This is a genomic window from Pseudomonas sp. PS01299 (assembly GCF_029960145.1).
GTDB classification, from domain to species: Bacteria; Pseudomonadota; Gammaproteobacteria; order Pseudomonadales; family Pseudomonadaceae; genus Aquipseudomonas; species Aquipseudomonas putida_A.
Window position 1 is genome coordinate 1 of sequence record NZ_JASCPO010000152.1, and the last position, 13940, is coordinate 13940.

The 13940-nt window shown below is 59.7% G+C and carries 11 protein-coding genes; 3 read left to right on the plus strand and 8 right to left on the minus strand.

The features are described from left to right. Positions 1-272: 272 nt before the first annotated feature. From QMX91_RS21735 to QMX91_RS21755, 5 genes are all read right to left on the minus strand, one after another. Positions 273-974, minus strand: coding sequence for an ABC transporter ATP-binding protein (locus tag QMX91_RS21735; protein WP_003222380.1), 702 nt, complete (start codon positions 972-974; stop codon positions 273-275). Further along, a complete protein-coding gene (livG, locus tag QMX91_RS21740) occupies positions 975-1742 on the minus strand; it encodes a high-affinity branched-chain amino acid ABC transporter ATP-binding protein LivG (RefSeq protein ID WP_282413352.1) in 768 nt (255 codons plus the stop codon). After that, positions 1739-3007 carry a high-affinity branched-chain amino acid ABC transporter permease LivM gene (locus QMX91_RS21745; protein ID WP_135295106.1) on the minus strand — a complete coding sequence of 423 codons (1269 nt, stop codon included), beginning with the start codon at positions 3005-3007 and terminating at the stop codon, positions 1739-1741. Before QMX91_RS21745 ends, livG begins: the two co-directional genes overlap by 4 nt. Continuing rightward, positions 3004-3927, minus strand: a complete 924-nt coding sequence (gene livH / locus QMX91_RS21750) for a high-affinity branched-chain amino acid ABC transporter permease LivH (RefSeq protein ID WP_027614381.1) — start codon at positions 3925-3927, stop codon at positions 3004-3006. Before livH ends, QMX91_RS21745 begins: the two co-directional genes overlap by 4 nt. 230 nt (positions 3928-4157) lie before the next feature. Continuing rightward, positions 4158-5285 (minus strand): branched-chain amino acid ABC transporter substrate-binding protein, encoded by a 1128-nt coding sequence (locus QMX91_RS21755; RefSeq protein ID WP_282413353.1) that lies wholly within the window; start codon positions 5283-5285, stop codon positions 4158-4160. A 351-nt stretch (positions 5286-5636) separates the two neighbouring features. On the opposite strand from QMX91_RS21755, the gene QMX91_RS21760 reads away from it, so the two are divergent. Continuing rightward, on the plus strand, positions 5637-5942 hold the full coding sequence (locus QMX91_RS21760) for a DUF2288 domain-containing protein (protein WP_047292130.1): 306 nt from the start codon (positions 5637-5639) through the stop codon (positions 5940-5942). A 295-nt stretch (positions 5943-6237) separates the two neighbouring features. On the opposite strand, the gene QMX91_RS21765 is transcribed toward QMX91_RS21760, so the two are convergent. Next, on the minus strand, positions 6238-8436 hold the full coding sequence (locus tag QMX91_RS21765) for a hypothetical protein (RefSeq protein WP_027614384.1): 2199 nt from the start codon (positions 8434-8436) through the stop codon (positions 6238-6240). A gap of 195 nt (positions 8437-8631) precedes the next feature. Here QMX91_RS21765 and QMX91_RS21770 point away from each other — a divergent pair, with 195 nt between their 5' ends. Next, complete coding sequence (locus QMX91_RS21770; RefSeq protein WP_210557965.1) at positions 8632-9528, plus strand: NAD(P)-dependent oxidoreductase; 897 nt, start codon at positions 8632-8634, stop codon at positions 9526-9528. Here the strand turns inward: QMX91_RS21770 and QMX91_RS21775 are convergent. Then, positions 9419-11701, minus strand: coding sequence for a bifunctional diguanylate cyclase/phosphodiesterase (locus QMX91_RS21775; protein WP_282413354.1), 2283 nt, complete (start codon positions 11699-11701; stop codon positions 9419-9421). The two genes, QMX91_RS21770 and QMX91_RS21775, sit on opposite strands and share 110 nt — an antisense overlap. A gap of 148 nt (positions 11702-11849) precedes the next feature. Further along, positions 11850-12218 (minus strand): YkgJ family cysteine cluster protein, encoded by a 369-nt coding sequence (locus QMX91_RS21780; protein WP_098967577.1) that lies wholly within the window; start codon positions 12216-12218, stop codon positions 11850-11852. Positions 12219-12519: 301 nt separating this feature from the next. Here QMX91_RS21780 and QMX91_RS21785 point away from each other — a divergent pair, with 301 nt between their 5' ends. Then, positions 12520-13869, plus strand: coding sequence for an MFS transporter (locus QMX91_RS21785; RefSeq protein WP_282413355.1), 1350 nt, complete (start codon positions 12520-12522; stop codon positions 13867-13869). Positions 13870-13940 lie beyond the last annotated feature (71 nt).

A 13940-nucleotide genomic window follows, 5' to 3' on the forward strand; every position in this document is an offset into this window, starting at 1 on the left:
TAGAAAGGTGGATGGCAGCTTTGCTCCCACTCGTGCTTTAAACACCGCGGACTCACAGCTTGCCATCCACCCCTCTCACCCCAGAGTTTATTCCTTTACTCAGACACAAGCGGGCTTGCTCGCGAAGGCGTAGTGTCAGACACCATTGATGTCGGATGACACAGCGCTTTCGCGAGCAAGCCCGCTCCCACAGGGGATCTGTGTTGGATTCAATCTATCTGCCAGGCACAAAAAAACGGCCCGAAGGCCGTTTTTTTGTTCAGCGAAAAGGATCAACCGCCGAGGTACGCCTCGCGCACTTTCGGGTCGGTCAGCAGCGCTTCACCGGTGCCTTGCATGACCACGCGGCCGTTCTCCAGAACGTACGCACGGTCAGCGATTTTCAGCGCCTGGTTGGCGTTCTGCTCGACCAGGAACACCGTTACACCGTCCTTGCGCAGCTGTTCGATGATGTCGAAGATCTGCTGGATGATGATCGGCGCCAGGCCCAGCGACGGCTCGTCGAGCAGCAGCAGTTTCGGCTTGCTCATCAGCGCCCGGCCGATGGCGAGCATCTGCTGTTCGCCGCCGGACATGGTGCCGCCGCGCTGGTTGAAGCGTTCTTTCAGGCGCGGGAACAGGCCGAGGACCTTGTCCATCTGCTCCTGATAGTCGCCCTTGTCGGTGAAGAAGCCGCCCATGGACAGGTTCTCTTCGACGGTCAGCCGGGCGAATACCCGACGACCTTCCGGCACCACGGCGATGCTCTTGCGCATGATCTGCGACGAGTCCTGGCCGACCAGCTCCTCACCCATGTAGCGGATGCTGCCGCTGTGCGCCTGCGGCGAACCGCAGAGCGTCATCAGCAGCGTGGACTTGCCGGCACCGTTGGCACCGATCAGGGTCACGATCTCGCCCTGGCGGACTTCGACGTTGACGCTGTGCAGGGCCTGGATCTTGCCGTAGAAGGTGGAAACGTTTTCGAACTGCAGCATTTACGCTTCCCCCAGGTAGGCTTTGATCACTTCAGGATTGTCGCGGATCTGTTCCGGCGTACCGTCAGCCAGAGGTGTGCCCTGGTTGATCACGACGATGTGGTCGGAAATGCTCATGACCAGTTTCATGTCGTGTTCGATCAGCAGCACGGTGACGTTGTGCTCTTCACGCAGCACGCTGATCAGCGCCTTGAGGTCTTCGGTTTCCTTCGGGTTCAGACCGGCGGCCGGTTCGTCGAGCATGAGGATCCGCGGACGGGTCATCATGCAGCGGGCGATTTCCAGACGCCGTTGCTGACCGTAGGCCAGGGTCCCGGCGGTACGGTTGGCGAACTCTTTCAGATTGACCTTTTCCAGCCAGTATTCGGCATATTCCATGGCCTCGCGTTCGCTCTTGCGGAACGCCGGGGTCTTGAACAGGCCGGACAGGAAGTTGGTGTTCAGGTGACGGTGCTGGGCGATCAACAGGTTCTCGACCGCCGTCATGTCCTTGAACAACCGCACGTTCTGGAAGGTGCGCACCACGCCCTTGAGGGCAATCTTGTGCCCCGGCAGGCCCTGGATCGGCTCGCCGTCCAGCAGGATGCTGCCGCCCGAGGGCTGGTAGAAACCGGTCAGGCAGTTGAACACGGTGGTCTTGCCCGCGCCGTTCGGCCCGATCAGCGCCACCACTTGTTTTTCCTTGACGGTCAGGGCCACGCCATTGACCGCCAGCAAGCCGCCGAAGCGCATGCTCAGATTTTCAACCTTAAGGATCGGGCGGCTCATTTTCGCATCTCCGCTCTTAGTTTAAGTTCTGGGCGTTGCATCGGCAGCAGACCTTGTGGACGCCAGATCATCATCAACACCATCAGCGCACCGAACATCAACATCCGGTATTCGCTGAACTCACGCATCATTTCCGGCAACAGGATCATCACCACGGCCGCGAGAATCACGCCCAGCTGCGAGCCCATGCCACCCAGCACGACGATGGCGAGGATGATCGCCGACTCGATGAAGGTGAACGATTCCGGCGTCACCAGACCCTGACGGGCAGCGAAGAAGCTACCGGCGAAACCGGCGAAGCTCGCACCCAGGGTGAACGCCGACAGCTTGATGATCGTCGGATTCAGACCCAGTGCACGGCAGGCGATTTCATCTTCACGCAGCGCTTCCCACGCACGGCCGATCGGCATGCGCAGCAGGCGGTTGATGATGAACAGCGCTGCCAGCGCCAGCAACAGGGCAACCAGGTAGAGGAAGATCACCTTGTTGATCGAGTTGTATTCGAGGCCGAAATATTCGTGGAAGGTTTGCATGCCTTCCGCCGCTTTACGTTCGAAGGTCAGGCCGAAGAACGTCGGTTTCTCGATGTTGCTGATGCCGTTCGGGCCACCGGTGATGTCGGTCAGGTTACGCAGGAACAGACGAATGATTTCGCCGAAACCGAGGGTCACGATCGCCAGATAGTCACCGCGCAGACGCAACACCGGGAAGCCCAGCAGGAAGCCGAACGTCGCCGCCATCAGGCCGGCAATCGGCAGGCAGATCCAGAAGCTCAGGCCGTAGTAGTGCGACAGCAGCGCGTAGCTGTAGGCGCCGACGGCGTAGAAGCCGACGTAACCCAGGTCAAGCAGACCGGCCAGACCGACGACGATGTTCAGACCGAGGCCGAGCATCACGTAGATCAGGATCAGCGTGGCGATGTCCACCGCTCCACGGGAGCCGAAGAACGGCCACACCAGTGCACCGAGGATCAGCGCAATGATGATGTAGCGTTGCGTGGTCGGCAGGGTCAGGAAGTTGCTGGCCTTGGCCGGGATCAACGGCAGGCCCGGCGAAGATTTCCACGCCTTGCTGATCTGCTGGTTGAACAGCACCCGCAGGAACATCAGCACCGAGCACACGGCGATGGTCGCCAGAATGGCCGGGCTGGTGCCGTGCACTTCGAGGTTGATGCCGACGATGGTCAGTTTCAGACCGAGTACCGGGTAGGCCACGGCCCACACCAGCAAGGCACTGAACAGTGCCTGTTTAAGATTCCTAGTCATACTTTCTCAACCTCCGGACGGCCCAGAATGCCGGTCGGACGGAACAACAGCACCAGAACCAACAAGCCGAAAGCCACGACGTCCTTGTACTGGTCGCCGAAGATATCGGCGCCAAAGGCTTCCGCCACCCCAAGCACCAGCCCGCCGAGCATGGCGCCGGGGATGCTGCCGATCCCGCCGAGTACCGCAGCGGTGAAGGCCTTGAGGCCGACGAGGAAACCGGCGTTCGGGTTGATCACGCCGTACTGCATGCTCAGCAGCACGGCAGCGACGGCTGCCAGCGCAGCACCGATGACGAAGGTCAGGGCGATGATGTTGTTGGTGTTGATGCCCAGCAGGTTGGCCATCTTGATGTCTTCGGCGCAGGCACGGCAGGCGCGACCCAGGCGAGAGCGGGAGATGAACAGCGTGAGGCCGAGCATGGCGACCAGGGTCACCACGAACACCACGATTTGCATGTAGGAAATCAGCACTTCATGTGCGCCACCTGGCCCGATGGAGAAGTTGCCGGGGATCAGGTTGGGGATGGATTTGTCCTTGGAGTCTTGCGCGAGCAGAACCGTGTTCTGCAGGAAGATCGACATACCGATCGCGGAAATCAGCGGAATCAGACGGTTGCTGCCGCGCAGGGGGCGGTAGGCGATCCGTTCGATGCTGTAACCGTAGGAACTGGTGACGACGATGCTCGCGATGAACGCGGCGGTCATCAACAGCGGGACGTTGTCGATTCCCATCATGGCCAGCCCGGCGATAGCGATGAACGCCACGTAGGAACCGATCATGTACACCTCGCCGTGGGCGAAGTTGATCATTCCAATGATGCCGTAAACCATCGTATAGCCGATGGCGATCAGGGCATACGTGCTGCCAATGGTCAGGCCATTAACCAGCTGTTGGAAGAAGTGATAGATGTCAGGCATTACAACGCTCCTAAAAACCTGATACGCATTTCACTGGTGGAGTCATTTTCCCGCCCGGCCCCGTGGATCTTTATCCACTTCGAATCCGGGTTTTGCCAGCGAACCGCTGATGACGGTTTTGAGATTTTCAGGTGGGGAGACTGGCGGATCACGCCAGCGCGGCCCATACATTCGTAAAACAAAGCCCACGGCACGCCGTGGGCTTTATTGGCAGTCAGTCAGGGCGCGCCTTACTGAGGCGAAACTTCAGTTTTCGGTTTGCCGAAGTGCCACTCGTAAACCACGAATTTGAAGTCCTTCAGGTCGCCCTTGGCGTCGAAGCTCAGGTCGCCGGTAGGGGTTTTGAAGGTGCCGGCGTGGATGGCTTCGGCCACTTTGGCAGGGTCTTCGGACTTGGCTGCCTTGATGCCTTCGGCAATCACTTCAACCGCCGAGTAGGAAGGGAACACGAACGGGCCGCTCGGGTCTTCTTTCTTCGCCTTGAAGGCATCAGCCAGGGCAACGTTGGCCGGATCCTGGTCGAAGGATTTCGGCAGGGTCACCAGCAGGCCTTCGGAGGACTCTTTGGCGATCTGCGAAATGGAGTCGTTACCCACGCCTTCCGGACCCATGAACTTGGCTTTCAGGCCTTTTTCCTGGGATTGACGCAGGATCAGACCCAGCTCCGGGTGGTAGCCGCCGTAGTAGACGAAGTCGACGTTAGCTTGCTTGAGCTTGGCGATCATCGAAGAGAAGTCCTTGTCGCCGGCGTTGACGCCTTCGAACACGGCGACTTTCACGCCTTTCTTTTCCAGGGTCGCTTTAACGGCGGTGGCGATGCCTTCACCGTATTGCTGCTTGTCGTGCAGTACAGCAACGATTTTCGGCTTCACGTGGTCGGCAATGTAGTTACCGGCGGCAGGGCCCTGGGCGCTGTCCAGACCGATGGTGCGGAAGACCATTTTGTAACCACGAGCGGTGATGTCCGGGCTGGTGGCAGCCGGGGTGATCATGATCACGCCTTCGTCTTCGTAGATGTCCGAAGCAGGCTGAGTGGAGCTGGAGCACAGGTGACCGACCACGAACTTGACGCCGTCGTTGACGACCTTGTTCGCGACCGCAACGGCTTGTTTCGGATCGCACGCGTCATCGTATTCAACGGCTTCGAGTTTCTTGCCGTCGACGCCGCCCTTGGCGTTGATCTGCTCGATGGCCATTTTCGCGCCACTGAACTGCATGTCGCCGTATTGGGCTACAGGACCGGTTTTAGGGCCGGCGATACCGATCTTGATGGTGTCAGCGGCGAACGAATGGCTGGCAACCCCGGCCAGAACCATAGCGGCAAACAGTTTGGAAATCTGCTTAGTAGCCTTAGTCATAGTGCTCCACTCTTACTGTTGTAATTTTTTTGAGTTCTGGCGCCGCAGCAGCAGAACCGGGTCAGATATCTTTGCGATACCCTCCGGAAATGCCCCCGGCAACTGTACCGGTACAGTGTAGAGCGCCGGTTGTTGGCCTGGGAAGCAGGCGCCGAGGGGCAAAACTTGGGGGTGTCGCATTTTTGAATGAAAAAGACAGAATTGCGGCGGGGCTTTCGTGGGCATATATCCCAAACACCAGCATTCCTTGGCGTTCCTGCTCTTTTCGTTCGGTGAAGCCATTTGCAACCGGGTTTTTCTGCCGGACCACCGACGTTATCATTCGCGTCGATTTCTTTTCCGGACAGTCCCATGAATCAAGAACCTAGCACCCTCTATGCCAAGCTGCTTGGTGAAACCGCATCTATTACCTGGAAAGAGCTGGAGCCGTTCTTCGCCAAGGGTGCCCTATTGTGGGTCGACCCGGCTCTGGATTTGATCGCCGCCGCCGAGGCCGTGGCCTCGGATGATGGCGAGAAAGTCGCCGCCTGGCTGGCCGAGGACAAGGTCGCCAAGCTGTCTGAAACGCGGGCGCTGGATATTTTCGAGCGTGATCCAGCGCTGTGGGCGGTGGTGGTGAGTCCGTGGATTCTGATCCAGGAAAGGGCGGTCGCCTGAGCTCGCGCACCTTTGTAGTGCGTGAGACCATCAGCGAAAAGTGTGTAGCCGAGTAGCGTGATGGCACGTTGCCGTAGAGAAAGGCCACAAGCGTGGGTGGCCTCACGGTGACGTAAACGTAACGGGAACAGTTTATTGAGCAGCCGGAGGGCTGCTTAATTGTTTCTGGATATTGGAAGGGCTGAGATTTTCAGGGAATTTGAGGGCCCCATCGCGAGCAGGCTCACTCCTACAGGGGAACGCATTTCAACTGTAGGAGTGAGCCTGCTCGCGATAGGGGCAACTCGGATCTGGATCAGACCGAGTAAGTCTTCCCGGTATGGTTATTCAGCGAAATAACCTTGGTCTTGCCGATCCGGTGACGGTAGATCTCGCGCAGGTACTTGATCGACTTCTTCACGCAATCGCGCGACAGGCGAATGTCGTTGATCGAGACGAACTTGTCCTTGTCGTTGATCAGCTCGCGGTACTTCTTCTCGTACATCGGCTTGATCGCGTACCAGTTGGTGTCGAGGATCTTCGCCGGGTTCTCGAACTCGTTGAGCAGATCGTCGATGCGGTCTTCGTCGAACTCTTCATTAATGATGAAGTCGAGGATCGAGTTGTCCAGAGTCTCGTCAAAACGGTACGGGGTCTTGGCGAAGCAGCGCTTGATGAACGCCACGATCAACGTCAGGAAGTCGTCCGACAGGCACGGGCTCTTGGCGATCAGGGTGGTCAGCGACAGGTTGGCCGAAGCGCCGATCACCAGCGCATAACGCTTGAGCGTGGTGTTGGGGAACAGGCTGTTGAGGTGGGTCTTCAACCGGTTCAGGTCCATGTACGACAGTTTGTAGTCCTTCGGCAGCGAGACGATCGACACCACCGACGAGCAGTTCTTGAAGAAGTGCAGGTCGTGCAGCGCGGCGGCGTCGTAGCCGGAATTCTTGTACTGCTCCAGCGAGGCGCGATAGCGCTTGGATTCGATCGGCAGCAGGCTGATGCCTTCGATGGCCTGGGTGACCTTGTTGAAGTGCGGCAGGTCGATCGAACGGAAGAACAGGTCATCGATGTTCAGACGCTGTGGCTCTTTGTCGAACACCTTGAACTTGTCGCTGCTCGGCGGCGGGGTTTCCGGCACCACCGATTCGGCGTAGGCAATCGCCACCGGGCCGGCCAGACTCATGAACAGGTCGTTGGCGTCCAGGCGAATGGTTTCGCCGATGTCGATGCCGGCGCGACGGAAGTAGTTCTGGTCGTAGTCGGTGGTCACCGCCTGCGCCGTCAGAATGTTGAAGATCTGTTGCGAGATGTACTGGTTGGCGTGCTTCTCCATCGCATTGACATCAATGTTCTGGATGTTGCCGTCATCGCTTTCTTCGGCGTAACGCATGATGTCGTTGGAGATCAGCATCATCGCGTTCCATGGGCGGATACGGCCCATGACGCTGGCTTCGCTGCTGTCTTCATTGGCGAAGTTGTAGGAGAAATCCCATTCTTCCGACAGGTATTTGCACAGCAGGCGGCCGGCGTTGATGTGCAGCGCCTCGGACATTTCACTGCGGTGGTCGGAAATGTTCGGCAGCACGCAGATGCCGCTGGTGAAGATCGGCTCGAACACGAACGAATGCCCGCTCTTGCCGTCGTGTTCGTCCATCGGCTTGGTGTCGAACGTCTTGTTCATGTACGAGTGCTGCTGGGCCAGGCCGAATTCCGAGGCCATGCCCGAACCGGTACCGCCGCCGGCACTGAAGATCGAGAAGTACAGGCGCGACTGGTTGGCCTTGATGCCGCAGCTGTCGATCAGGTACGAGTGGATCATTTTCCAGTCAGGGCTGGAGAAGCGCTGGGTGTCCTTGTTGAGGATGATCTTCGCCAGATACTGGCCGAGGATCGGCGCGTTACCGGCGCCACCGGCGTGGACTTCGGACAAGTCCATGATCTTCATTTTGCTGTAATCGCGCAGGAAGCCGCTTTTCTCGCCCTTGCGCGAGAAGCGGATGCGCCCGGCGATGTCCTTGTCGAGGTCGCCGAGCATCACCAGCGGTTCGACGAGGAACACCGGTTTGCTCGACTTGTTGGTGCCGATCCGCAGGTTGTTTTTGATCCACTGCGCCGGGCTGTAGCCCTTGTCGGCCAGACGGCGGTCAGCAGCGCGGTCTTCGTTGTTGAATTCGTTGAGGTAGAACTTGCGCGCGTTGTACACCAGCTCCGCGACGTCGAGTGCGATGTTCGAGCCGCAGCGACCGAGGCCGATCAGGCACACCGACGGAAACTCCTGATCGTTGTGCTGTTCGTTGTCGCCTTCCAGGTGCGGTGGACGCGGGAACACCAGATCACGCAGGCCATCGAGGTTGTCGAGGATGCGGTCGGTGTTGGTTTCGGTGTAGTACAGATATTGCTGAGTGCCCAGCGGGCGCGAGGGAGGCAATGGCTTCGATGATGACGGGCTGTTTGCGGCAGGGCTCAGGGTCAGATCGGATACCGCAGTGGCGGGATTGTTTTTAGAAGTCATTGTGCGCCATATACCTGGACTGGTTGGTCCGCTGACCAGTGTCAGCGAGCCTCACGGAATAAGATCTCGCGTCTTTTATTGCGCGAATTTGGCCCGGGCGTCAGGGGCTTGGCCTGATCGTCGCACGGGGGAATCCTTTCCTGATCGCTCATGAATCGGCCATTATTCAGTGATCTTTAATCAAAAAGAGGCGAAATGATGTCAACGCTCCCTTCGTTGGGTTTTGCCGGAATCGGCCTGATGGGCCTGCCGATGTGCCGCCGTTTGCTGGCTGCCGGCTACCCGTTGACCGTGTGGAATCGCAACCCGGCCAAGTGCGCGCCACTGGTCGAAGCTGGCGCCCGGCAGGTGGCAAGCCCCGCTGAACTGTGCGAACACGCGGACGTGGTGATGCTCTGTCTGGCCGACACGGCGGTGGTGCGCGAGGTGGTGTTTGGCGCCGGGGGTGTCGCTGAAGGTGCGAAAAGCGGCCAGTTGCTGGTGGACTTTTCCAGCCTCGAACCGACCGCTACCCGCGAATTGGCCACCGAGTTGGCCGACAAGACCGGGATGAGCTGGCTCGACTCACCGGTGTCCGGCGGCGTGGTGGGTGCCGAGGCCGGCAGTCTGGCGATCATGGTCGGCGGCGCGGTGGCGGATCTGGAGCGGGTGCGCCCGGTGCTGCTCAACCTTGGTCAACGGGTCACGCACATGGGTGGCATCGGCGCCGGGCAGGTCACCAAGGCTTGCAACCAGATGATCGTCGCCTGTAATGCGCTGGTGATCGCCGAAGTAGTGGCGCTGGCCGAACAGGCCGGGGTCGATGCGAGCCTGATTGCCGAAGCGCTGGCCGGTGGTTTTGCCGATTCGAAACCGTTGCAGATCCTCGCCCCGCAAATGGCCGAGAGCCGTTTTGAACCGGTGAAATGGCACGTGCGCACGCTGCTCAAGGACCTCGATACCGCAGTGAAATTCTCCCGCGAACAAGGCTCGGCCACGCCGATCAGCGGATTGGCCGCACAATTGATGCGCCTGCATGGGGCGCAGGGCTTTTTGCAGAAGGATCCAGCGACACTGGTACAAATGTACCGCGCGCCAGACTCAACGGATTGACCGCGTGCGAGTGTTTGCGCTGATTGATTTCTTCCAGCACCGGGCGTAACTCGTCCAGCGGCACCGGGCGGCTGAGCAGGTAGCCCTGAATGAAATCGCAGCCTGAGCGCTCGAGGAATTCGTACTGTTCCAGGCTCTCCACGCCTTCGGTCACCACCTGCAAATGCAGGGTGTGGGCCATGACGATGATCGCCTGGACGATCTCCATGTCGGCGGTCGCCGTGGGAATGTCGAGGATGAACGAGCGGTCGATTTTCAGCGTATTGAGCGGCAGGCGCTTGAGGTAGGCCAGCGATGAATAGCCAGTGCCGAAGTCGTCGATCGACAGCGACACCCCGAGGGCGCGGATCTGCCGCAGCAGCACCAGGGTGTTGGCGATGTTGCCCATCAGCGCGTTTTCGGTGACTTCCAGTTCCAGCCGTTCCGGCGCAACGCCAGCGCTGCGCAGTGCGCTTTCGATCTCATCGGCCAGCTCTTCCCGGGCAAGGTTGAGCGGCGAGCAGTTCCAGGCGATTTTCAGGTCGTTGCAGCCATGCCGCGTCAGTTCGCCGAGGTCAGTGCAGGCCCGGCGCAACACCCAGTTATCCAGTTCGGCGATCAGGCCATTGGTTTCGGCAATCGCGATGAAGCGATCCGGGGCCAGCAAGCCATGCACCGGATGCTGCCAGCGGATCAGCGCTTCGAGTTTGGTCACTCGACCGGTTTTCAGTTCGAAGATCGGTTGGTAATACAGCGTCAGCCCGTTTTCTTCGCGCAGGGCCTGGCGCAGTTCTTCTTCCAGTTGCAGTTCGAGGCTGGCGCGGGTCTTCATGTTGGCACTGAAAAAATGCAGGCCGTTACGCCCGGCGCCCTTGGATTGATACAGCGCCAGATCCGCGTGCTTGAGCAGTTCTTCGCAGGTGGTGCCGTCGTCCGGGAACAGGCTGATGCCGATGCTGGTGGTCATCACCATACGGCGGCCGGCCAGTTCGATCGGCGCCTTCATTTTCAGCATGATCCGTTGCGCCATGTTGCGCGCTTCCTCACGTTCACGCAGGCTGATCAGGATGCAGAACTCGTCACCGCCGAAGCGGGCGACCACGTCTTCATGGCTGCGCACCGAGCCTTTGATGTGATTGGCGATGACTTTGAGCAGGGCGTCGCCGGCGTCATGGCCGAGGCTGTCGTTGATTCGCTTGAAGTGGTCGATGTCGAGAAACATCACCGCGAGCATGCCGCCCTCGCTGGTTTTCTGGTTGAGTTTCTCGGCGAAAAGCTGGTTGAAACCGCGGCGGTTGATCAGGTTGGTCAGCGCGTCGTAATTGGCCACTTGCTGCAATGACATCCGCGCCTGATCGAGCTGGCCGAGCAGGGCGTTGACCCGGCGCAGATCCTGCTCCTTGTTCTGCAGTTTCTTGTCGGCGAGTGCCGCGCTGATCGCGCTGCCGAGAATCAGCAGGATGATCAATGCGACGGTCAGGCCCAGTTGCAGGTAATTGGTTTCGCCACTCAGGGGCGGCACTGCGCCCTCGGGCACCACCAGATGCAACGCGGCCATGCCGGTGAAGTGCATGCTGATGATGCCGGCGCCGAGGATCACTGCGGCGGTGTATTTGAGCAACTGATGAAAACGGCCGCTGCCTTCACGCAGATAACCGGCGACCCACAGCGCGGCGAAGCTGGCGCCGATGGCAATCACGATCGACAGGCAGAACAGCAGCGGCTGGTAATACGCAGTGGCCACCGAGTGCATCGCCGCCATGCCGACGTAATGCATGCCGGCGATGCCCAGGCCAATAACGATGGCGGTTTTCAGGTATTGCATCAGCGAGGGTTGAGGCACGCTCAGGGTGTGCATCGCCAGCCATGAGGCGAGCAGGGCGATCACCAGGGAAAACAGGGTGGTGGCCAGTTCGTAATGGATTTCCAGCGGCGCCTGGAATGCCAGCATGGCGATGAAGTGCATGGCCCAGATGCCGCCAGCCAGACAGGTGGCGCCGATCCAGCGCCAGACCCGTTGCGAACCCGGATCTTCGGCGTGGCCAACCCGCTCGGCCATGTCGAGGGTGGCAAAACTCGCGGCGCAGGCGACCAGATAGGCCACCAGCACCAGCAAGGGATTGTGTGTGCAATCGAGAATGACCTGCCCGCTCTGCGGCAGCTCGGTAACAAACTGCAAACCAAGCCACTCCATAGCATCCCCGTCTGTGAAGTCGTCCCTGCTGCGTCAGCAACGCAGGCGAATGAGAGGTGTATAGAGGCGGTTTTTGCCATGCAAGCGGTAGTGGCACATTGGCGCCAACCATTTCGGCATGAGCGTTATAGCGATTGGCGCTAAACCATCAGGCGCTTTGGTCGTAAGGGATCTGATTCCATTCCGGTTCGAGCGGCGGCAAGCCGAAGCGGGCGCGCGCCTTGTCGCAATCGACATTCTGTTCGCCGTATTCCCAGGAAGCATCGAATTCGCGGCAGGGACTGGAGCGTTGCTCGTAAATCGAGCACTGCACGTTACTGCCCACTTCACCGATCAACGCCGTACACCGCGGCGATTTGCAGTCGGTGCCGTTCATCGCTACCCGACTGGGACTGATCTGCGTCACCAGTTCATCGGGCACCGTACCGCCGGAGGAGGCGCATTCACCCCAGAAAAAAGACACGCGAAAATGGGAACAGCAGGCACCGCAATTCAGACACGGACTGACTTCGGACATGGGGAGGGTATCAAAGGGGTTGATCGGCGAATCCGGACGGATCCGGCGGCTATTCTAGGCTTCGCCATGAACTTGGGAAGGGGGGCGCGAAAGTATTTTTTTGTAGCCGGGTTTTGCCGCGAACCCCCCGGTTTATGGGGGATTTCAGTGTTATCAAGGGCTTACGTTTCGTTACAGTGCCATGGCCCGTTATCAGGCTGACGAATGATCACAGACAGCCCCGGCAGGCCTGTCTAGATTGCAGGTTCCGGGCTCGGATGCGTCGGCAGTGAAGCCCACATAACAATAAAGAGACGGACCCATGCAGAACTCGACCCAAGCGGCGAATGCCTGGCGCATTCTGTTCCTGTTATTCCTTGCCAACCTGTTCAATTTCTTCGACCGCACCATTCCGGCGATCATCATCGAGCCGATCCGCATGGAATGGCACCTCAGCGATTTTCAACTGGGAATCGTCGGCACCGCGTTCACCCTGGTTTATGCGATCGCCGGCCTGCCGCTGGGGCGCATGGCCGATACCGGTTCGCGCAGCAAACTGATGGGCTGGGGCCTGGCGACCTGGAGCGCGCTGACGGCGGTCAACGGGCTGGTCGGCAGTTTCTGGAGTTTTCTGCTGGTGCGCATGGGCATCGGCATTGGCGAGGCCAGTTACGCGCCGGCCGCCAACTCGTTGATCGGTGACCTGTTCCCGGCGCACCGTCGGGCGCGGGCCATGGGTATTTTCATGCTCGGCCTGCCGTTGGGCCTGTTGCTGGCATTCTTCACCATCGGCGCGATGGTCAAGGCATTCGACAGCTGGCGCGCGCCGTTCTTTATCGCGGCGGTGCCGGGGCTGATCCTCGCGGTGTTCATGTTCTTCATCAAGGAACCCAAACGCGGCGCGGCGGAAACCGTGCAGGTGTCCCAAGAGAGAGTCGACAAGCCTATCCGCCGGGTGCTGGCGGTGCCGACATTCCTGTGGCTGGTGATGGCCGGTTTGTGCTTCAACTTCGCCACCTATGCCTGCAACTCGTTTCTGGTGCCGATGCTGCAGCGCTACTTCCTGATGCCGTTGCAGGAGGCGGCGGTGGCGACCGGCGTGATCGTCGGTGTCACCGGGTTGATCGGTCTGACCCTCGGCGGCTGGATCGCTGACAAGATTCATCAACGAGTCGCCAACGGCCGGCTGCTGTTTGCCGGCTTCAGCCTGATCATCTCGACCCTGTGCACCGCGTGGGCGCTGCACGCCGGACGGGTCGAGATCGGCGTGTTCGTCGCGGTGTTCAGCGTCGGCTGGCTGTTTGCCTATAACTTCTACACCTGCGTGTACACGGCGATTCAGGACGTGGTCGAACCACGCCTGCGGGCCACGGCGATGGCGCTGTTCTTTGCCGGGCTGTACCTGCTCGGCGGCGGTTTGGGGCCAGTGGTGGTGGGGGCCTTGTCCGATCATTTCGCCAAATCGGCGATGCTCTCGGCGGGGGCCGAGCAGGTGACTGAGGCGTTCAAGGCTGTCGGGCTGCATGACGCGATGTACCTGATTCCGGTGGCGCTGTTCTTCACCATGGTGTTTCTGTTTCTGGCGGCGCGGTGTTTTGTGCGCGATGCGCAGCGGATGAGGGAGGGGTTGGTTGCGGTGGTTGAGCCTGATGTTTCTGTGGCGACTGCATAACCGCCTTCGCGAGCAAGCCCGCTCCCACATGGGAACGCATTCCAAATTGTGGGAGCGGGCTTGCTCGCGAA